9 protein-coding genes are annotated in these 21,725 nt (G+C 61.4%); 6 read left to right on the forward strand and 3 right to left on the reverse strand.

What is annotated here, in order from left to right; all coding sequences use genetic code 11:
* Positions 1-13: 13 nt before the first annotated feature.
* Entirely contained in the window at positions 14-1,159 is a 1,146-nt protein-coding gene (locus ACSFE6_RS21725) for an acyl-CoA dehydrogenase family protein (RefSeq protein ID WP_435429499.1), read from the reverse strand.
* A gap of 279 nt (positions 1,160-1,438) precedes the next feature.
* Complete coding sequence (locus ACSFE6_RS21730; protein ID WP_435429500.1) at positions 1,439-2,395, reverse strand: AraC family transcriptional regulator; 957 nt, start codon at positions 2,393-2,395, stop codon at positions 1,439-1,441.
* A gap of 187 nt (positions 2,396-2,582) precedes the next feature.
* On the opposite strand from ACSFE6_RS21730, the gene ACSFE6_RS21735 reads away from it, so the two are divergent.
* Both ACSFE6_RS21735 and ACSFE6_RS21740 read left to right on the forward strand, forming a co-directional pair.
* Positions 2,583-3,545, forward strand: a complete 963-nt coding sequence (locus tag ACSFE6_RS21735; RefSeq protein WP_435429501.1) for a diiron oxygenase — start codon at positions 2,583-2,585, stop codon at positions 3,543-3,545.
* Positions 3,542-3,964: an MAPEG family protein gene (locus ACSFE6_RS21740; protein ID WP_435429502.1), complete on the forward strand. Its 423-nt coding sequence runs from the start codon at positions 3,542-3,544 to the stop codon at positions 3,962-3,964. Before ACSFE6_RS21735 ends, ACSFE6_RS21740 begins: the two co-directional genes overlap by 4 nt.
* Before the next feature lie 66 nt (positions 3,965-4,030).
* Here the strand turns inward: ACSFE6_RS21740 and ACSFE6_RS21745 are convergent, their stop codons facing one another.
* Positions 4,031-14,869, reverse strand: coding sequence for a peroxidase family protein (locus ACSFE6_RS21745; protein WP_435429503.1), 10,839 nt, complete (start codon positions 14,867-14,869; stop codon positions 4,031-4,033).
* A 683-nt stretch (positions 14,870-15,552) separates the two neighbouring features.
* Here ACSFE6_RS21745 and ACSFE6_RS21750 point away from each other — a divergent pair.
* The 4 genes from ACSFE6_RS21750 to ACSFE6_RS21765 all read left to right on the forward strand — a co-directional run bounded on the left by ACSFE6_RS21750 (position 15,553) and on the right by ACSFE6_RS21765 (position 21,338).
* Entirely contained in the window at positions 15,553-17,289 is a 1,737-nt protein-coding gene (locus tag ACSFE6_RS21750) for a type I secretion system permease/ATPase (protein WP_435429504.1), read from the forward strand.
* Positions 17,290-17,295: 6 nt separating this feature from the next.
* Positions 17,296-18,636 carry an HlyD family type I secretion periplasmic adaptor subunit gene (locus tag ACSFE6_RS21755; protein WP_435429505.1) on the forward strand — a complete coding sequence of 447 codons (1,341 nt, stop codon included), beginning with the start codon at positions 17,296-17,298 and terminating at the stop codon, positions 18,634-18,636.
* Position 18,637: 1 nt separating this feature from the next.
* Positions 18,638-19,966, forward strand: a complete 1,329-nt coding sequence (locus ACSFE6_RS21760) for a TolC family outer membrane protein (protein WP_435429506.1) — start codon at positions 18,638-18,640, stop codon at positions 19,964-19,966.
* Between the two features lie 238 nt (positions 19,967-20,204).
* Positions 20,205-21,338, forward strand: a complete 1,134-nt coding sequence (locus ACSFE6_RS21765) for an alanine--glyoxylate aminotransferase family protein (protein WP_435429507.1) — start codon at positions 20,205-20,207, stop codon at positions 21,336-21,338.
* Positions 21,339-21,725 lie beyond the last annotated feature (387 nt).

The raw sequence follows: 21,725 nt of genomic DNA on the forward strand, positions 1-21,725 counted from the left end.
TCTGCAGCCGGGATCAGAGCGTGCGCCCGACCAGATCTTTCATGATGTCGTTGGCACCGCCGGCAATGCGCAGCACGCGGTGGTCGAGGTAGTGACGGGCAACCGGGTACTCGAGCATGTAGCCGTTGCCACCGTGCAGCTGGACGCATTCGTCCACCACCTTGGTGTACAACTCCGAACACCAGAGTTTGGCGGCGGCCGCCGCTTCGGGGCTAAGGGTTCCGCCCAGACACTGCTCCATGCAGCGGTCGACGTAGTTCTGCGACACCGCCAGCTGCATCTTCAGGTCGGCCAATTTGAAGCGAGTGTTCTGGAAGGCGAAGATCGGTTTGCCGAATACGGTGCGTCCCTTCGTGTACTCCAGCGTGCTGTCGAGCACCGCCTCGGCACCGGCGACGCTGCTGATCGCGATGGACAACCGTTCCCAGGCCAACTCCTTCATCAACTGGATGAAGCCCTGCCCGGCCACGCCGCCCAGCAGGTTTTCCTTCGGCACCCGCACGTTTTCGAAGAACAGCATGGTGGTGTCCTGGGCGTGCAGCCCGACCTTGCGCAAGGGTTTTGAGCGACTGAAACCGGCGCGATCGGCTTCGACCAGGATCAGCGAGATGTCCTGGGCGCCCTTGCCCGTGTTACCGGTTTTGGCAACCACCACCACGACGTCGCAGTTGCTGCCGTTGGAGATGAAGGTTTTGGCGCCATTGATGACGTACTCATCCCCCTCGAGCACGGCGCGGGTCTTGACCGCTTGCAGGTCCGAACCGGTATCGGGCTCGGTCATCGCCACCGCGCCGATGGCCGAGCCTGCGGCCATTTTTGGCAGCCAGGTCTGTTTTTGCAGCTCGCTGCCGAAATTCACCAGGTAACCGGCAACGATATCGTGCACGCCGAAACCGATCAGGCCGGAGGCCTGGCCCGCGCGGTAGATTTCCTCGGTGGCGATCATCGAAAACCGGCGATCCAGCCCCATCCCGCCATAGGCCTCAGGCGTTGTCGCATTGAGCATGCCCAGCGCGCCGGCCCGTTCCCAGATGGAGCGGGGAACCCGATGGTCCGCTTCCCACTGTTCGAGACAGGGAGCACATTCCTGAGCCAGGAAGCGCCGCACGCTGCGGCGAAACTCCTCGTGCTCTTGATCAAACAGGCTGCGCGCAATCATGGGGTGGTTTTCTCCTAAAATCGTCGTTCTGCCACCTTTGAAGGGGCTATGGATCGATCATAGGAGGAGGTATTGCAGAACCGCCCCCTCAGGGAGGGGGGGATTTGTGAGTCAGCAAGACAAGGCAGGCTGATATTGAACCGTGGCGAGGGAGCTTGCTCCCGCTTGAGTGCGCAGCACTCACAAAAATCGCGATGATTGTCAGATTGTTGGGGCCGCTGCGCAGCCCAACGCGAGCAAGCTCGCTCGCCACAGAAATTGTTAAGACGCTCTTGGTTTTCAAGCCAATTGTTTACGCCAGGTACCCGGCGACGTGCCGAACTGGCGCTTGAAGGCACGACTGAACGCGGCTTCGGATTCGTAGCCCACCGCGAAGCCGATCTGCGCCACGTTGCCGCGCCCTTCGCGCAGCTGTTGCGCAGCCACGTGCATGCGCCAGAGCGTCAGGTATTGCATCGGCGGCTGTCCGACCAATGCCGTGAAGCGCTCGGCGAATACCGAGCGTGACATACCCACTTCCAGCGCCAGGGCTTCCGCTGTCCAGCCCTCGGTCGGACGTGCATGCAGCAGCGCCAAGGCGCGCCCGATATGCGGATCGCGCAACCCCGCCAGCCAGCCGCGCCGCTCGGTGGGGAGGCTGGCGACATACTGGCTGACGGCTTCGACGAAGAGCAATTCGGAGAGCTTGGCGATGACTGTTGCCGAGCCGACGCGCCCGGCCGCGATCTCACTGACAGCGAAACGGAACGAACTTTCAATCCAGGCGCCCGACGCCGTCGCACGCAGGTCCAGTTTCAATAAGGCCGGCAGTGACGACAGCAATGGGCTGAAGGGTGTTTCAGAGCCGAGGAATCCGCACAGGATCTGCGTGGGCTCACCGCCTCCACCGTACTTGATACGGGAAATGCCGCCAATGTCCGGCGGTTCGATGACGTCCTTGACCGGCAAGGGCGCCGTGCTCAGGTCGCTGCCAAAGGTATGAAGGTCATTGCGCGGCAACAGTATGAGTTCGCCGGCGCGCACGTCCAGGGCGGCGCCCTCCTCGATGCGGATTTGCATGCTTCCAGCGGCGACGAAATGCGAGGCAATGATATGTCGAGGTGCCGCCAAGTAGGGCTTGCAATCCTCCGCGGAGATTCTTCCGCTGATGCACCAGGGCGCGGTGAACTCCGCCTCGAGGAAGACCCCTCCAGACAACCGAATCACGCGCAAGACGTCAGAAAGCGCATCCAGCATTGGCCAGCCCTCCTTTCCGGAGTCCGGAGCAGGTAATCAGGCGCATCGGTCATTCTTCGCCTGAACGGCGAGGCCTAGATTAGCACCAACGCGGACCCAGTGATTGAGACGCCCCCTGGGCTTCACCCAGGGTCATTGGCTCCGTCATCGTCCCTTCTCAGCTCGACCAGGCAAGCAGGAGATCGCTATGAACACCGCCGTTACCCTACCCGTTCCGGACTCGGCCAGTGCCGCCCGTTATGCGCAACTTGTCAGATCATCGAAGAAAGCCGAATGGCAGATCGACCGCGATTTGCTACAGGACCGGCAATTCGACTTCTCGCGCAAATTCCTGCCCGACGGACTCTCACAGATCGACCGCCTGACCTTCCTCACCGTGGGCGAGGCGCGTCTGCTCAGTCAGATTCAGGGCCGGACCTATGCCTACATCTTCGGCCTGGTCGAGCGATTTATCAGTGCCAAAATGCTCGATCAGGGCCGGGCCCATGCCTTCGACGATCAGCTCGCACTCGAAGCGCTGGTGCGTTTTTCCAGCGACGAGATCAAGCACCAGGAGCTGTTCCGGCGCATGGAGACGATGATCGGTTCGCAGATGCCGACCGGCTATCGTCAAGTGGTCGATCCAAACGATGTGGCGCGTGTGGTACTGGCGAGCAGTACCTGGGCCGTGCTGGCACTGACCTGTCATATCGAGCTGTTTGTCCAGACGCATTACACGCAAAGCATCGCCCCGCGCGAGGAGTTGTGCCCGCTGTTCAAGGACGTCTTCAAGTTTCACTGGAAGGATGAAAGTCGGCACGTCGTGCTCGATGAACTGGAGTGGAAGGCGGAGCATGCCAAGTGCTCCCCCGCCGAACGCGACCAGGGCGTGAACGATCTGATTGCGCTGGTGGCCGCCGTCGACGACATCCTGCAAGCACAAGCCGCGGCCGATGCCGACTACTTCGTCAGAAACGTTTCACCCTCCTTCGGTGTCGATGAAGCCGCGCAGATCAAAGCCTCGGTGCTGGGGGCCTACCGCTGGCAGTACATTATTTCAGGCGTGCAGCATCCACACTTCGGCCGGCTATTAACGCGCATGACGACACCGGAACAGATGTCCAGGATCCAGACCGCACTGGCCCCCATCATGGGCGGATCGCTGCCATGACCATCCCCATGTGGATGTTGCTGGGGTTCGCAACCTGGACCTTGCTGCTACTGATCGCCACCGTCGGGGTGTATCGCTGGGTCGCAATCCTGTTCTCCAGGGTTGCGATCGCCTCGTTCCGAAGTGACCGGCTCGAAGGCGCGGACTGGTACCAACGCGGGACAAGGGCGCATGCGAACTGCGTGGAAAACCTGCCTGTGTTTGCCGCCATCGTGTTCGTGATCTCGGCCCTGGGCATCGACAGCCCGGCAGTGGACTACTTGTCCATGCTCGTGCTGATCGCTCGCGTGTGCCAGTCGCTGGTTCACGTGTCCCATGTGCAAACCGATAGATTCGTCGCGGTTCGGTTCAGCTTTTTTTGTGTGCAGTTGGTTTGTTTTCTGGCGCTCATTGTCTTAGCCGCCAGCAACGGCACATGAAAAAAGGGAGGGCATCCATTGCCCTCCCTCCGTTTTCACGCTCCCTGCGACAGACTGATCAGGGCCTCAAGTGGCGAGGATGAAGTCTGCGGATGTGACGGTCGTTGCGTCGGCCACACCGACCAGGCGGATGGAATCAGCACCTCCGATGCTGACCAAGGTATCCGCACCGACATCAGTGATGGTGACGTTGCCGGCAAAGGTCGCCGCCGTGATGTTCAACCCGGTGATATCGATTCGGTCCTGGCCTCCCGCCAGGACGGCATCGAAGCCCAGGATCTGATCGGTGCCGAAGCCTGCGGCGAACATGAAGATATCGTTGCCACTGCTGGCAACCATCACGTCGTTGCCGGCACCGCCCGTGACAGTATCGTTGCCATCGCCGCCATCGATAAAGTCATTGCCGTTGCCACCCAGCAAGGTGTCGACGCCGATGCCACCGAGCAGCGTGTCATTGCCATCGCCACCCTGCAGCAGATCGTTGCCGTTACCGCCGTCCAGGTTGTCATTGCCCAATCCGCCGAGCAGTGTGTCGTTGCCAGTGTCACCGATCAGTGAGTCATCGCCGTCACCGCCGTCAAGGCTGTCATCGCCATTGCCACCGTTGAGGATATCGGCGCCAATGCCTCCCAACAGTTGGTCGTTTCCGCCTTCGCCATTGAGCCTGTCGTTACCGCCATTGCCGGTGAGGATGTCGTTGCCACCGCCACCATTGAGGGTGTCACTGCCTGCTCCGGCGGTGATGACGTTGTTCAACCCGTTGCCGATGCCGGTGAAGGCGCCAACGCCGGTGAACGTCAGGTTCTCGACATTGCCTGCCAGGACGTAGCTGGCCAGGGAAGTCTGTACGGTATCCACCCCCCCGCCAAACGCCTCGACCACCGTGTCCCCGCCGTTATCGACGATGTAGGTGTCATCGCCGGCCAACCCTACCAACCGGTCGACACCTGCACCGCCATTGAGGAGGTCGTTGCCGGCCCCGCCATTGATGATGTTGTCCAACCCATTGCCGGTACCGGTGAAGTTGCCGGCGCCGGTAAAGGTCAGGTTTTCGACGTTGCCACCGAGCACATAGCTCGTCAGGCTGGTTTGCACCAGATCGACACCGCCACCTGCGGCCTCGATGACGGAGTCACCGACGTTATCGACCACAAAGGTGTCGTTGCCGGCACCGCCATTCATGGCATCCGCGCCGAGCCCGCCGTTGAGGGTGTCGTTGCCGTCCTCGCCATTGAGGATATCGTTGTCGTCTCCGCCGTTGAGAATGTCGTTGCCAATGCCGCCGAACAACTGGTCACTACCGGCCAGACCATTGAGCGTATCGTTCCCGCCCAGGCCAAACAGCAGATCGGCACCCGCACCGCCAGTGAGGACGTTCGCCAACGCGTTACCCGTCAGCACCACCCCTGTCGGTATGGTCACCGCCGCCGTCGCCGCCGACGTCACCGACTCCAGCGTGCCGAAGCCATCGGTGTAGCTCACGATCACCCGCAGTTGCAGGTTGCCCTGCGCCGAGCCGGGAGTGAAGGTCGCACCGGTCGCACCGTTGATGTTGGTGAAGGACGTGCCCACCCCTTGCTGCCATTGGAAGCTGAAGGTGCCCAGCCCGTCCACATCGCCAATCCCGGTGGTGATCGCGGTCAACACCTGCCCTTGATCCGGTGTGGTGTCGCTGATCAGCAACGCACCGGTCGGTGCATCGTTGACGTTGGCCACCGGCCCGAGGACGTCGGATGCAACACTTTCGGCCACGCCGAAGTCATCCACGTAATTGACCACCACGCGCACCGTCTGACCCACCTGAGCCTGACTGAGCGCGAGCGTGCTGTTGGTCGCGCCGGCGATGTTGACGAAGCCCGCCGGGCTGTTGACCTGCCACTGGAAGGTGAACTGCGGATTGCTCAGGCCATCAACGTCGATGATGCTCGCCGGATTGGCGGTCAACACCTGGTTCTGCACCGCCAGCCCCGCTACGGTCGGCACTGTGGTGGGCGAGCTGTTCGGCGTCGAATCGACGATTTCCAGCGTGCCCTTGGCATCCTGATACACCGCCCGGACGCGGATGTTCAGGCCCGCGACATCGTCCGTCACCCGGTAGGTGGTACCCGTCGCCCGCGATGCCTCGCCAGCGGCGACAACGGTGATGTCTTCGAAAACACCCGTACCCGGGATGGTTTCGACCTGCCAGTAGTAAGCTACCGGACCGTTCACTGCTCCGTTCGGATTGGTCGCTCCGACGTTGTCGGCATCGTGCACGCCCAGGTTGCTGACCCGCAACAACTGGCCGGTGACCGGCGAATCGTCACGCACGCCGGTGGCATCATCGAGGATCGCCAGATGCCCCGATGGGCCAGCGTTTTGCGCGGTGCCCACGCCGGATGCCTGCGCACTATCAGCAAACTGCAGGCGCTCGATGCCCGTCAGGCGATCGACCCCATCACGCCCCGCCACCGAGTCGGTCACAATCACCGTGTTGCCTTCGACCGCGATGCTGTATTCCGACGCATTACCGGTGAACAGTGCTGTGTCGTACTTGTCATCGCCGGTCAGAATCTCCCGCACGATGACCAGTTGGCCCGGATTGTAGGTACCGTTCAACATAAACGGCACCATGGGCTCCATACTGTCGAACGAGGCGATTTCCGGGCCGGTGCCATCCGAATTGGCCCGTACGCTGATGCGCACGTTCAGCCACTTGTCACCGTCGATGATGTCGTCACCGCCGCGACCTTCGATCAGGTCGCTGCCGCTGCCACCGAGGATGATGTTGCCGCCGTCGAAGAACGTCGCTCCGGCTGGCAACAGACCCGCCAGACCGTCGATCAGGTTGATGTTGGTCAACACGCTGCCGGTTGCACCTGCGGTGGGCAACGATGTCGAGTCTTCGCTATCGCCGCGCAGGAAGTCACCCTGCTTGGAACCGGACAGACCTTCCATGATGTCGAAACGCACCAGCGCCGAGGCCCCTGAACCCGGTACCAGCGGTACATCGAAAAAGCGGTCGCTCATATCGATGCTCACGCCCTGGGCGAGATCCTTGAACGTTGCCCAGTCATAGCCGGAGCCGCCGATATAGCGGTCACCGAAGCCGAGACTGCCGACCATGATGTCGTCGCCGCCTTCGCCGTTGAACTTGTCGTTCTCGTTACCGCCGACGAACACGTCGTTGCCGATGATCGGGTCATTGCCGAGCGGATCGAAGTTGTCGCCAGGGGCACCGTCCGACGTGCCCTTCTCGATCCAGTCGTCGCCTTCGTTACCCATGTCCTGCTCGTTGGCCTTGCTGCCCAGGATAAAGTCGTTGCCCTGGCCACCAATGGCTTCGGAGGCGTCCTCACCGGTGATGATGAAGTCATTGCCGAACCCGCCGATGATCAGGTTGACGCCGTTGCCTCCGTGCAGCACGTCGTTGCCGTCGCCACCCTGGATGTTATCGTCGCCGCCCAGGTCGGTGATGATGTCGTCGCCGGCGCCACCACGCAGTTGGTCGTTGCCGTTGCCACCTTCGATGCGATCGTTGCCGCCATCACCCCAGACCGTGTCATCGCCGCCACCGGAGATGAGGATGTCGGCACTGTTGGTGCCGCCCAGCACGATATGCTCTTCACCGGTGTACTTGATGTAGTTGGCGTCCGGTCCTGCGGTCAGCGGGTTGTCGCGGAACACCACCTGTTGGTTGTTTTCGCTCAGTGGATCGGCGTTGCCCAGTCCTTCGTTGTATTGCTTGCTCTGGTCCCTTTCCAGATAGAACGCCACATCCGAGAACACCAGCCCCGGCAAGTGCGTGGCCGAGGTGTTGGCCATGATCAGCTTGGCGAACGAGTTGCTTTCCAGCTCGGCATTCATCGACAGCCCAGAGGTACGCTCCAGGTAGTAGAAGCGGTCGCCGTCCTGGAGTTTCTCCATCTGGTTCTCGAACACGAAGTTGAAGGTCGAGCCGAGCATGCCGCCGAACGGCGTTTTCTCTTCGGCCAGGCCGCCGATCCAGAGATCGATGGCATCGACACCCGTGATCGTCACACCCTTCAGGTCATCGGCATTCCCCAGTATCCCATCCTTACCGGCCAACGTTACGTTGGCCCAGGCACCGGTGCCATTGAGGAAGTCCATCCGATCGGCTGGCTCGTTAACACCACCATCGCCAAACACCAGCAACATCGCCGCGGCGCGCTTGCCTTCCAGCGTGGTTGCCGACGTGATCGTGCCATGGGTGCCGTAGGCCGCGATGAAGTTGATCAACGACTCCGGATGCTTGAGGTGCTGCACCAGGTCGACCCAACTGGTGTACGGCTTGAGTTGGGTGTCACCGGTTTGGCTGTAGATGTCGCGGCGGATTGCGTTGAGCGAGGGAATCCCCACGTCGCGGCCACGGGCGATGTTGATCGCCGGCAGGTCCAGTGGCAGGCCCAGCAGGTTGTTGCGCAGCGCCTCGGTGACGAACTCGTCGATTTCGTTACCGGCTTGCCGGGTCACCCCGCGCACGATCGCACTGGTCGCATCCTCGGGCGTCACGCCACTGGCGGCGTACGCCAACGGGTTGAGGAACGCCGCGATCAGGCCCAGTTGCTGATCGGGATCTGCACTGCTCGGGTCGCCAATCACGTCGAAATTGACATCGAAGCGATCGACGGTCTCGGTCAGCATCGAGTGGCCAAACCGGTACACGGTGTGGGCGAACTCGGCGACGATCGAGGCATCGAGGTCGACGTCATAGACCTGGGTCGGTGCGAAGAACAGGTCAACGCGAGGCTGGATGGTCCGCGCAAATTCCTCGAACACCAGGTGTTGATACTGCATCTCGGTGCCGAACTTGGCCGCCTGGAACAGGCGCTCGCCATTCCACACCAGGGCATCGATCTCGGCCTGGTTGGCGGGCAACGCGGCCAAAGGATTGAGCAGCCACTCGTTGAGGAAAGCCAGGTCACCCGAATCGAGCACGGTGTCCTTGGTTTGCTCGACCAGCCGATTGTGCTCGGCGTGGAAGATCGCGTGCACGGCGGTCAGGCCGATGTTCTCGTTGACCCGGCCGTCGCCGGCGATGTAGTGCGCATCCAGCAACTCGTTGTCGTAGGTCAGGTTGTTGCCGGTAGGGCCAGCCGGTTGCGCATTGCCAACGTCAGTGTCGCCATCCGCCTGCAGGACCCCGCCGGAAATGACCGGCACGGCATTGTGGGCGATGTCGTTGAGGAAGGCATGGCCAGTGCGTACTGCGTTCGCAAGGCTTATCGGATTGGCCGGATTGCCTTCGATCAGGGTCGTGACGTCGTCGGCGTTGCCGGCGATACCGTCCAGCCCGTTATTGACCCGAATGACCACCTGCGGGAAGCCATGCGGCCCCTTGATGAAGTTGCCATAGGCGTCAGTCGCCAGCAGCGGACCGCTGTCGATATCGGCGTCGGTGAGATTGATACCGAGCACGTCACGTGCCTGCGCCTTGACCACTTTCCAGGTCGCCATGCCACCGATTTCTGTGTCGTCTGAGGTACCGTACTTGCCGTCCCCCCCCAGGTCACGGTTAGTGATCAGGTTGCCGGTCGCTACGGGGCCGTCGCCCGTCATCACGTACCCGCGCAGGAACACCTGGTGCGATGGGTGCGAGCTGTAGGTCTGGTTCTGGTCCACGAACGGCGTGGTGGTGTTGGTATGCTCATGGATGTCGTCGGCCGTACCAAGAACGCCATCCGCCCCTGGCAGGTTGGTCGCGCGGGTCACCACCATGAAGTTGGTGTTGCCGCCAGGCACATACAACGGATCATCCGGTTGCAGCGGGATGTAGATGGTGCCCGAACCGCCTTTGGTCACCAGGTCCAGACCATGGTCGAAGAACTGCCCGAAGAAGGTCATCCAGGCGTTGAACGGCGCAGACAAGCCCGCATCCGCCGCAGTGTTCTCGAACAGGTAGACGTCGTGGTCATCGGACGTACCGAACTGACCATCCATGCCGGGGCTGGCGACGATCCGTACGCCATCCTTGAGCACGTCGTCGTTACCGCTACCCACGACACCGAAGTCGAGATGACCGTTCGCGCCCGGGTCGTGAGCCGTGGCATAGGCCGCCGGGTTGTTCGAGGTTTGGTCGACGATCAGGTTACTGATGGTGCGCGGCTGCGAGTCAAACACCGGGCCGCTGTTCTGCGCATAGGACGATCCCGGAAAAGCCGGCGAGCCTGGGCCGAAGAAACCGGCTGGCACACCTTCCGCCGGATTGAACACCGGATCGCTCACACGCGGGAAGGTGTTATCAGCGGCGCCAAACTGGGTGTGGTTGTTGCCGTTGAGGTTCAGCAGGTTGTTGTTCGAGCCGTCGACCGCCCGCAGGCCCAACGGCGCACGGATGTTCGGGATCAGCGAGAGGATGTCCTGTCCGGCCGCGTCAGCCTCGGCAATCTTGATCTGATCAAGAATGAAATTGAGGTCGGAACGGACCATGTGCAGGCCCTCGCCCCCTGCGGTAGCGTCGACCACCGGCACCTGCGGCGTAGGCACAACCGGTGCGCCGGGCGCCACCACGGCGGTCGGTTGCGAGAACACCACTTCAGTGGTGCCATGACCGTCCTGGTAGATCGCCTTGACCCGCAACGACAACCCGGCAAGGTCAGGAGAGACCTTGAACGCGGTGCCGTCGGCACTCTGGAACGCCAGGTCGCCGGCCGGCAACAGGATAATGTCCTCGAACACACCGCTGCCTGGATCCGCCTCGAATTGCCAGTAGTAGGACACCGAAGAATTGTTGAGCGTCCCACCGACGTTGTTGGCATCGGTCACCCCGGCCACGCTGACGGTCAACAGGTCGCCCACGGTGATCGCACCGCCGTTACCGTCGGTGATGGTGGGCCGACCAACCGGTTGGGCATTGAGCCCTTCCACCAGCACGCGCTGGCCATCGGCGAACTGCAGGCGTTCGATATGCAGCAGGGTATCGGTGCCGTCGCGAGCCACTACAGTATCCGCCACGGTCCACACGTCGTCCGCCGTATTGGCCGTGCCGCGATCGTCACGCGTCACCACGTAATCGGCCTGATTTCCGGAGAAAATCGCGGTGTCGAATGCCGCTCCGCCCGTCGAAGTACCGGGCAGGATTTCCCGCACGGCCTTGAGCTGGCCCGGGTTGTAGGTGCCGTCCATCATGAACGGGATCATATCGACCATGCTGTCGAACGAGGCGATCTCAGGTCCGGTGTGGTTGGTATCACCAGGGGCATAGACCGCAATCCTGACGTTGATCCATTTATCGCCATCGATCAGGTCATCGCCACCGCGACCCTCGATCAGGTCGCTGCCATTGCCACCGAGGATGATGTTGCCCGTGGCAAAGCCAGTGGTTGGCAGCCCGGCATCGGCCAGGAACTGAGCCAGCCCGCGGATCAACGCCACATTGGTCAGCGCACTGCCCGTGGCCCCGCCGTGGTTGAGGATGGTGACCGCATCGACATCATCGCCTTTGAGCACATCGGCGAAATTCGAACCGGACAAGCCTTCCACCTCGGCAAAACGGTCAAGAATCGAGGCTGGCGAGGCACCGACCGGATTGAACACGCCGGTGTTCTGGTTTGGTGCGTTGCCGTGAGGCTGGGCCAGCGCGGCCAGGGACAGATCAGCGGTGACACCGAACTTGTCGTTCTTGTAGGTCACCCAGTCGAAACCGGACATGCCGTCCATCTTGTCCTGGGCATCGCTGCCGACAAAGATGTCATCGCCACCCTCGCCGATCATTTCGTCGAAGCCACCGCCACCGACAAAGATGTCGTTGCCGATCGTATCGTCAGTGAGCAACGGCGCGGCGTTATCACCGGGCGCACCGTCCTGGGTGCCCTTCTCGATCCAGTCGTCACCTTCGTTGCCGGTCGGTGGCAGGTTGGTCTTGGCACCGAGGATGAAGTCATCGCCCTGACCGCCGAAGGTGGTGCTGATGTCTTCGGTGGTGATGATGAAGTCCTGGCCGTCGCCACCCAGGATCAGGTTGCCTCCCGCGAGCATGCTACCGGCGATGATCACGTCGTTACCGGCGTTGCCTTCCAGACGGTTGTCGCCGAACGAGTCGGTGATGATGTCGTCGCCCGCGCCACCCAGTACCGCATCGTTCCCGGCGCCGCCTTCCAAACGGTCGTTACCGCCGTCGCCGTACAAGGTGTCATCGCCGTCTCCGGAGATGATGATGTCGTTGCCGTCGGTGCCGCCCAGCACCACATGGTCTTCACCGTTGTACCGCAGGTAATTGCTGTCGGTACCCGGGGTGTCGGGGTTATCGCGGACCACCAGCTTGACGATTTCCACGCCGTTGATCGTGAGGCCGCCCGTCGGGTCGGCATTGCCGTTGGCACCCAGGCCGGTGAACTGCTTGGACTGATCCACTTCGAGGGTGTAAGTCGGCGTCAGGAACACGGTGTTCGACAGGTGGGTGACATCGCTGTTGAGCATGATCAGCTTGGCGAAGGAGTTGTTCTCAAGCTCAGTGCCGAAGTTCATGCCCGCGGTGCGCGACAGGTAGTAGAAGCGGTCGCCGTTCTGCAACGCTTCGAGTTGGGTTTCGAACACGAAGTTGAACGTCGAACCGAGCATCCCGCCAAACGGCATTTTCTGTTCGGCAAGGCCACCGACCCAGAAGTCGATGTCGTCCACGCCCGTGGTGGTGACGCCATCGACCATGGCGTAGATGCCCGTACTGTTCAGGAATGCCAGGCGATCCGCGTTATTGGCGGTAAAGATACGCTCCTCGGCCGTGCCGGCGTTGATCACCGCGCTGCCGCCGAACACCAGGGCGGCTGCGACCGCACGCATCTCGACCAGGGTATCCACATCGGCAGCCGTCAAGGCCCCGTGGGTGCCGAAGGCGGCGATGAAGTTGACCAGGGATTCGGGGTGCTTGAGGTTGTTCGCCAGGTCAGCCCAGCTGATATACGGCTTGAGTTGGCTATCCCCCGTCGCCGCATAGAATTCACGTCGCGCTTCATTCAAGGTGGGGATGCCGGTGTCGCGACCGCGCGCCAGGTTCAGCGCTGGCAAATCGAGTGGCAGACCCAGCAGGTTATTGCGCAAGGCTTCGGTGACGAATTCGTCGATCTCGTTGCCGACCTGACGGGTCGCACCGCGAATGATCGCCCCGGCCGCTTCGTCCGAAGTGGCCCCGCTGCCGGCGAACGCCAGCGGGTTGAGGAAGGCCGCAATCAAACCAAGTTGCGAGTCCGGGTTGTTCGGGTCGGTGAGGAGCGGATTGAACTCGGGATCGAAGCGATCGACCGTCTCGGTCAGCATCGAGTGACCGAAGCGATACACCACGTGGGCGAACTCGGCGAGGATGGCCGGGTTGATCGAGGTGTCATAGCCGTTGGGCGCCAGGAATTCATCGATCTGCGGTTGAATGGTCCGCGCAAACTCCTCGAACACCAGGTGCTGATACTGCATCTCGGTGCCGAACTTGGCGGCCTGGAACAGGCGTTCGCCATCCCACACCAAGGCTGCGATTTCAGCGGGTGTCACCGGGAACGCAGCCACATCGTCCGCCAGCCACTCATTGAGGAACGCCAGATCGCCTGCGGCCAGGATGGTGTCCTTGGATTGCTGGACCAGGCGGTTGTGCTCGGAGTGGAACACATGGTGCACGGTGGTCAGGCCGATGTTCTCGTTCGCCCGGCCATCGCCGGCGATGTAGTGGGCATCGAGCAGTTCGTTGTCGTAGGTCAGGTTGTTGCCGCCGGCGCCAACGGGCTGCGCATTACCAACATCAGTGTCGCCATCGGCTTGCAGAACCCCGCCGACGACCACCGGTGCGGCATTGTGGGCAATGTCGTCGAGGAAGCCATGCCCGGTGCTCACGGCATTGGCCAGGCTGATCGGCGCGTCCCGGTTACCTTCGACCAATTGGGTAACGTCATCGGCGGTCCCGGCGATTCCGTCGGCACCGTTGCTAACACGCACCACCACTTGCGGCATGCCACCAGGCCCACGGATGAAGTTGCCATAAGCATCGGTTGCCAGCAGCGGCACGCTGTGTACATCGGCGTCGGTCAGGTTGATACCCAGAATGTCGCGGGCCTGGGCCTTGACTACCGCCCAGGTGGCCATGCCGCCTTTTTCGCCATTGCCGTCATCGGCGGTGCCGAACTTGCCATCGCCACCGAGATCGCGGTTGGTAATCAAACGCCCCGTTGCAATCGGGTCGCCTGCCGCGTTGAGGGTGTATTCGCGCAGGAACACTTGATGCGACGGGTGCGAGCTGTAGGTCTGGCTTTGATCCACGAACGGCGAGGTGGTGTTGGTCTGGCCATCGTCAGCCGTGCCGACGACGCCGTCCGCGCCAGCGGTGCGCACGGCACGTGACAGCACCATGAAATTGGTCGGGCTCTGCGGATCGTACAACGGATCGTCCGGTTGCAGCGGAATAAACACAATATCCGTGGCGCTCTTGGTGACCAGGTCCAGGCCGTGGTCGAAGAACTGGCCAAAGAAGGTCATCCACGAGTTGAAGCTGGCCGTCAGGCCGACGTCCGGCGACTGGTTAGGGATGAAGAACACTTCCTTGTCATCTTCCGTACCGAACACCCCGTCCAGACCGGGACTGATCACCGGGTCGGCCCCGCCGTTCGCCGCCACCGCGGCCGGGTTGTTGGCGGTTTGGTCGACGATCAGGTTGCTGATGATGCGTGGCTGCGGATCGACCACACTCCCCGTCCCTTGGTAGGACGCTCGGTATGCGGGATCGAGCAAGCGAAGGAAGGAATTGTCCGCGGCACCGAACCCGCTTTGTCCGGCAACCAGGTTGTTGTAACTGCCATCGACGGTGCGCAGGCCGAATGGCACCTGACTGTTGGGTAACAATTCAATGAGGCTGGCGCCGTCGGCATGCGCTTCTGCGATGAAGATCTGCTTGAGGATGAACTCAAGGTCCGACTTGCTGAAATTTGCCATTTTCGATTGCCCTCGATTTATCGCATGCAAGGCACAGGACGAAAAAGTCCTCCCGCGCCCAGTCAGTTGCTGGCTGGCACAGTGTTAATAGTTATTTTTTTGGCGAGAGCAGGCGCGGGGAAGGCAAAGCCTTACCCGGGAAACGCGCCTGGAATTCGCAGGGTGAATGGCTCGCTGAGCGGTCAGGCAGAGCGAGCCGGAGCCCCTGGGGGGTCATGGAATCTGGAAGTCGAAGCGAACTTTCTGAACGGCTCCGTCGCCCGGCAAAAAAACGAAACGATCGACATGTTTTGCTCCTTCAGGAGTCAACGTGTCGTGCTTTGGCCAAAACAATGGCTGGCTGCGGCGGGCGACACCTCACCATGACTAAAGTTCCAGAAAAATGGGATGTCAATATTTCGCCGCGATTCCTGACAGCCGGCAATTGGATCCGTAACTAGCTGTTATTTAACGACATATAGAATTTTCTTAGCATTATTAGAGCGAAATGTTATTTCAAACTGTATCGCTTAAGAAACAAACGCCACCTACGCTCCAGCATATGGGAGTGCCGTGAAGTTTCGGAACTTGCCGAAACAACTACACCTTGTGTTAACGCACTGCATTCGCAACTACATCTATTGTTAGCCAGCTACGTTTACGCCGTGTAGGCGTTCGGCTTTTCGGTCGGGGGAAGTATCAGAATGCACAAGAATCCGAGCACCCGTTCAGAACTTGCCGATGCGATTTTTCGCCTGCGCCGTAGTTTTTACGCGCTGGCAGGGTTCAGTGGCGTGATCAACGTCATGATGTTGACGCCTGCCGTGTACATGCTGCAGGTCTACGATCGAGCCCTGGTCAGTCGCAACGTCACAACTTTGACGATGCTGACCTTGCTGGTGATCGGGCTGTTCCTGCTGATGTCCATGCTGGAAATGATCCGCACCCGCGTGCTGATCCGGGTCGGCAACTGCCTCGACATGGACCTCAACCGGCGCGTCTTCACCGCTGCGTTCGAGCGCAACCTGAACCGCGCCGGCGGTAACCCTGCCCAGGCCCTGCAAGATCTCTCGCAGGTACGCCAGTTCCTCACCGGCAACGCCCTGTTCGCCTTCTTCGATGCGCCGTGGACGCCGATCTACCTGCTGGTGGCCTACCTGATCCACCCACTGCTCGGACTGGTCACGTTGATCGGCTCGCTGATTCTGATGGGCCTGGCGTATGTCACCGAAAAGGCGACGCAGAAGCCCTTGGCCGAAGCTAACCAGGCCGCCCTTTCCTCCTCCCTCTACGCCAACAACAACCTGCGCAATGCCGAAGTCATCGAAGCCATGGGCATGTTGCCGTCGATCAGCAAGCGCTGGTTCCAGAGCCATTTGCGCATTCTGGAAATGCAGACCCTGGCCTCCGACCGCGCCGCCCTGATCAGCAGCACCGGACGCTTCGTGCGCATCACCTTGCAGTCGCTGATCCTTGGCGCCGGCGCGCTGCTGGCGATCGAAGGCAAGATCACCCCGGGGATGATGATTGCCTGCTCGATCCTCACCGGCCGCGCGCTGGGTCCGGTGGAACAGGTCATCGCGTCATGGAAGCAACTGCTCGGCTGCCGTTCGGCCTGGGGTCGGCTCAACGAGATGCTGCAGGACTACCCGCGCCGGCCACCGAGCATGTCGTTGCAGCGGCCGCAAGGCATGGTCGCAGTGGAGAATGTGTTTGCCGGCGCCCCCGGCACCAACACCACCATTCTGCGCGGGGTCAGCGTCAGCCTTGTCCCGGGCGAAAGCCTTGGCGTCATCGGTCCATCCGCCTCGGGCAAATCCACCCTCGCCCGCCTGCTGGTGGGCGTCTGGCCGGCACAGGCCGGCAAGGTACGCCTGGACGGCGCGGACATCTTCACCTGGAACAAGGGCGAACTCGGCCCCTGGCTCGGCTACCTGCCACAGGACGTGGAGCTGTTCGAGGGCAGCATCGCCGACAACATTGCGCGCTTCGGCGAAGTGGACAGCGACGCGGTCATCCGCGCCGCCAAAACCACAGGCGTGCACGAGATGATCCTGCGTTTCCCCCAGGGCTACGACACCCGCCTGGGCACCGATGGCAGCCCGCTGTCCGGTGGCCAGAAACAACGCATCGCCCTGGCCCGCGCCCTGTATGGCGAACCCAACCTGATCGTGCTGGATGAGCCGAACGCCAACCTCGACGACGTTGGCGAAAAAGCCCTGGTCGATGCGCTGGCCGAACTCAAGGGCCGCGGCGCGACCGTCATTCTGGTTTCCCACCGCCCCAATGTGCTTTGCGCTGTCGACAAGGTGCTGATGCTGCGTGATGGCGGCGTGCAGATGCTCGGCCCGCGTGATGAAGTATTCGCAGCGCTGCGCAAGGCCGCCGTGATGCCGGCCGGCGCGCCGACACCACTGGCCTCCGTCAAGGCAAGGGAGTGATCGATCATGCAAATGAGCCCACACACCGAGATGATTCAAGCCGCCCCCCAGAGCGTGATCGATCTGGACGTCGGTAAACCCGCACGCTGGGGCGTATGGCTGGTACTCGCCGGCTTCGGCGGCTTCCTCCTGTGGTCCTGGCTGGCACCGCTGGATGCAGGCGTGGTCGCGACCGGCACGGTCAAGGTCACCAGCAATCGAAAAGCCGTGCAGCACCTGAGCGGTGGCACCGTGGAGGCCATTCTCGTTCGCGAGGGCGATGTGGTGAAAAAAGGCCAGGAAGTGGTCCGCCTCGACTCGTTGCGTGCCGTTGCCGAACAGGGTGCGGTCAGCGCCCAGTACATCGTCAGCAAGACCGTGGAAAACCGCCTGGAAGCGGAACGTGACGACCGCGACACGGTGAGCTTCGACCCCGAGTTGCTCAAGCGCTTCGGCGATGACCACCGCCTGGTGGCCGCCATGGACCTGCAACAGCATCTGCTGGACACCCGCCGCGCCGGTCTCGCGGGCGAAATCAGCATCCTGGAGGAAAACCTGGCGGCGTCGCAGGTGCAGCTCAAGGGCCTGCAGCAGGTCCATGGCTCCCGCGCCTCACAGATCAACTTCCTCAACCAGGAACTGCAAGGCACCCGCGTGCTGGCGGCCGAAGGCTATGTGCCGCGCAACCGCCTGCTTGAGCTGGAACGCAGTAACGCCGACCTCTCCGCCGGCCAGGCCGAGAACCTCAACAACATCGCTCGCGTGCGCAGCCAGATCACCGAAATCAAGCTGCGCATCCTGCAACGCCGGCACGATTACCTGAAGGAAGTCGAATCGCAGCTGACCGATACCGCCAAGGAAAACACCACCCTGGCCGACCGCTTGCGTGCGCTGGACTATGAAGTGACCCACACGGTGATTCGATCGCCCATCGACGGCATGGTCCAGTCCCTGAGCATTGCCACCATCGGCGGAATCATTCAGCCGGGCTTCAAGATCATGGAAATCGTTCCGGTCAACGAACCGCTGCAGGTCGACGCGATGATTCCCGTGCAGGCCATCGACAAGATGGTTCCCGGGCTGGACGTGGACCTATCCTTCCCGGCCTTCAACCATGCCCAGACACCCAACATCCCCGGCCGCGTGAAGACCATCTCCGCCGACCGCCTGCTCGACGAGGAAAGCAAGCAACCGTTCTATCTGGCGCAGGTGGAAGTCACGCCCGACGGCATGAGCCTGCTGGGCAGCAACCACATTCGCCCCGGCATGCCCGCCAGCGTCACCATCAAGACCGGCGAGCGCAACCTGATGAGCTATCTGCTTAAACCGATGCTCGAACGTGTGGACAGCGCCTTCAAGGAACAATGAAATGGACCGTCATTGCCTGATTTTCTGCCTGCTGGGACTGTCGCTGCCAGCTGGCGCCATGGACCTCAAACAAGCCTGGGATCTGTTGCAGTACCAGGGCCCTGTCTACCGCGCTGCCGTGCATGAAAAAGAGGCCGGTGGGGAAAACCGCGCCATCGGTCTGGCCGGCCTGCTCCCGCAGGTCAATGCCTCGGCCTACGACAACAAGGTCAATGGCACCCAACGCCAGAGCGGTCTCGAACGGGATCTGGACTACGACTCCAAGGGCGCTAACGTGCGCTTGCGCCAGCCACTGTTCAACAAACAGAAAATGGCCGAGTACCGCCAGGGCAAGCAACGTGCGGACTACAGCGTCGCGGTGTTCGATGCCAAGACCCAGGATGCCGCGGTGCGCCTGACCGAAAGTTATTTCGACGTGCTCCTGGCCAGCGAAACCATCGTCCTGGCCAAGTCCAAGCTGAGTGCCTTCGAAGAGCAACTCGCCTCGGCGAAACGTCGCATGGAGCTGGGGGCCGGCACCATCACCGACATCGACGAGTCGGTCGCTCGCCGCGACCTTGCCGAAGCCGAGCTGATCGAAGCGCAGGACAACTTGATCAATGCACGCCGCAAGCTCGAGGAGTACATCGGTGAAACCCCCGAATCGCTGACCACCTTGCGTCCGAGCTTCGATACACCACCGCTGCTGCCGGACAACCTGCAGGACTGGCTGGTCAGGGCCCAGGCCGACAGCCCATTGATCCATGCGCGCCGTTACAGCAGCGACCTCGCCGAAGAAGAAGTAAAGCGCGCCAAGGCCGGCCACTGGCCCACACTGGATTTCGTGGCCGGCTACACCGCGGGCGATAGCCAATCCATCTCCGAGTTGAATCAACGCAACCGCTACGGCTCGATCGGGCTGGAAGTCAATGTCCCGATATTCAACGGCGGCGGCGTCAGCGCGCTGGCACGCCAGGCCACTTCCAATAGCTACAAGGCCCAGGACGAACTCGACGCCACGCGACAGGAAGTCATCTCCGGAACCACCCGTGAGTATCACGGCGTACAGAGCGGTGCCAAACGCATCCACGCGCTGGAGAAGGCCGTGCAGTCCAATGAACGCTCACTGATGTCGACCCGCAAGGGCTTCAAGGAAGGAGGTACCAGCACCAACTCGGACGTGCTCAATGCCGAAGAGCTGCTCTTCGTGGCGCGCCACGACCTGTTCGAAGCCAAGTTGCGCTACTTGATGTCGCGTCTGCGCCTGGCCTCCTCGGTGGGTAGCCTGGGCGACGACGATATCGACCAGATCAACGACTACCTCGGCCCGGAGCTGCTGGTAAAAAATTGACGTTCGCCTGTCGACCAGCAGGACCGGGGCAGTTGCATCATTTTATTCGTGCATCGGTAATTGCCTGCTTTTTACCGTTGTATTTCTTGTGCGCAATCTGCGCAGTCAGAACCGGTTGCCGCCCACAGGTGATGTCGGCCGCTCGACAAAAATCGCAATCAATCTCGAGCAATCTTGTTATTTGCCAAGGCTTAGGGCAGGGTCGATACCACTGAGATCCCTGCCAAAGGAGTCACCCATGTCAAAGCTCTATCCCAGTATCGATCCCGAGGGACTGGTCGAGTACTCGGTGGTCTACACCGACCGCTCGCTCAACCACATGTCGCAGTCATTTCAAGGCGTGATGAAGAACATTTCCACGACCCTGAAACAGGTCTACAACGCCCAGGCTGTCGCGGTGGTCCCGGGCAGCGGCACATTCGGTATGGAAGCGGTGGCGCGACAGTTTGCCACCGCCCAGCAATGCCTGGTGATACGCAACGGCTGGTTCAGTTATCGCTGGAGCCAGATCCTTGAGATGGGCAACATCCCGGCAGCCACCACGGTGCTGAAAGCCCGACCGGTCGACACGGGTCGCCAGGCAGCCTACGCCCCACCCCCTCTGGACGAAGTGCTGGCAGCCATTGCGGCTTCGAGGCCGCAGATTGTCTTCGCCCCCCACGTTGAAACCTCATCAGGGATCATCCTGCCCGACGAGTACCTGCGGGCCATCGGCGACGCCGTGCATGCGGTGGGTGGCCTGTTCGTGCTGGACTGCATCGCCTCAGGCACGATTTGGGTTGATATGCACAAATGCGCAATCGACCTGCTGATCAGCGCACCTCAGAAAGGCTGGAGCGCCTCCCCTTGCTGCGCCCTGGTGATGCTCAGTGCATTGGCCCTCGAGCGCATCGAGCAGACGCAGAGCAGCAGCTTCGCCTGCGACCTGAAAAAGTGGCTTCAGATCATGCAGGCCTACGAACAGGGCGGACATGCCTACCATGCGACCATGCCCAGCGATTCCCTGGCGCGGTTTAACGAAGTGATGAAAGAGATGCAAGCCTACGGTTTCGACAAGGTTCGCGGCGAACAACAGACTCTGGGCGATCGGGTGCGCGCCATGTTGACCGGCAAAGGCATCAAAAGCGTGGCCGCCGCCGGCTTTCAGGCCCCTGGCGTAGTGGTGAGCTACACCGATGATGCCGACATCAAGAGCGGCAAGAAATTTGCCGACCACGGCCTGCAGATCGCCGCCGGAGTGCCGCTGCAATGCGACGAGCCGGCCGACTTCCAGACCTTCCGCATCGGTCTGTTTGGACTCGAGAAGCTGCACAATATCGAGCGCACGGTCAGCACCCTCGAGCAGGCACTGGACGAGGTGATGGTTGACTAAGCCCTCATCTTGCCTGCAGCACATACCTTGTGAATTCCAGGAAGGTATCCTGTCCTGGGTACTGCCGGCCCATGGCGCTGATCCTCGACGAATATGACGCTGGTCGCCGTGAGGTCATGTTAGAACCACAAGGCAAAGCCCGTGCACGTGTCTTACTGACACGTGCACGCTTCAGCGCTAAAAAAAACCATTCACGGGGCGTGATTTTTAGCGGCTGTATGACTTGGTTCGATCCAAAGCTGACTGTGGCGACAGGCAGGAATCGGCCGATTCTGTTGAAAAAGTAGCTCCCCTGTCTGGCCTGCTGCAAAATCTCTGCATTGGCCGGTGGGGGATCACACAGCATGATGGGACAGTTATCGAGTGGGCAGGAGCGACTGTTTTACT

The organism is Pseudomonas baetica, assembly GCF_051216495.1.
Taxonomy (GTDB): Bacteria; Pseudomonadota; Gammaproteobacteria; order Pseudomonadales; family Pseudomonadaceae; genus Aquipseudomonas; species Aquipseudomonas baetica_B.

Excerpts from the sequence above, each read along its gene's own strand:
- ACSFE6_RS21725 (WP_435429499.1), bottom strand. The coding sequence starts at position 1,159 with ATGATTGCGCGCAGCCTGTTTGATCAAGAGCACGAGGAGTTTCGCCGC.
- ACSFE6_RS21730 (WP_435429500.1), bottom strand. The coding sequence starts at position 2,395 with ATGCTGGATGCGCTTTCTGACGTCTTGCGCGTGATTCGGTTGTCTGGA.
- ACSFE6_RS21735 (WP_435429501.1), top strand. The coding sequence starts at position 2,583 with ATGAACACCGCCGTTACCCTACCCGTTCCGGACTCGGCCAGTGCCGCC.
- ACSFE6_RS21740 (WP_435429502.1), top strand. The coding sequence starts at position 3,542 with ATGACCATCCCCATGTGGATGTTGCTGGGGTTCGCAACCTGGACCTTG.
- ACSFE6_RS21745 (WP_435429503.1), bottom strand. The coding sequence starts at position 14,869 with ATGGCAAATTTCAGCAAGTCGGACCTTGAGTTCATCCTCAAGCAGATC.
- ACSFE6_RS21750 (WP_435429504.1), top strand. The coding sequence starts at position 15,553 with ATGCACAAGAATCCGAGCACCCGTTCAGAACTTGCCGATGCGATTTTT.
- ACSFE6_RS21755 (WP_435429505.1), top strand. The coding sequence starts at position 17,296 with ATGCAAATGAGCCCACACACCGAGATGATTCAAGCCGCCCCCCAGAGC.
- ACSFE6_RS21760 (WP_435429506.1), top strand. The coding sequence starts at position 18,638 with ATGGACCGTCATTGCCTGATTTTCTGCCTGCTGGGACTGTCGCTGCCA.
- ACSFE6_RS21765 (WP_435429507.1), top strand. The coding sequence starts at position 20,205 with ATGTCAAAGCTCTATCCCAGTATCGATCCCGAGGGACTGGTCGAGTAC.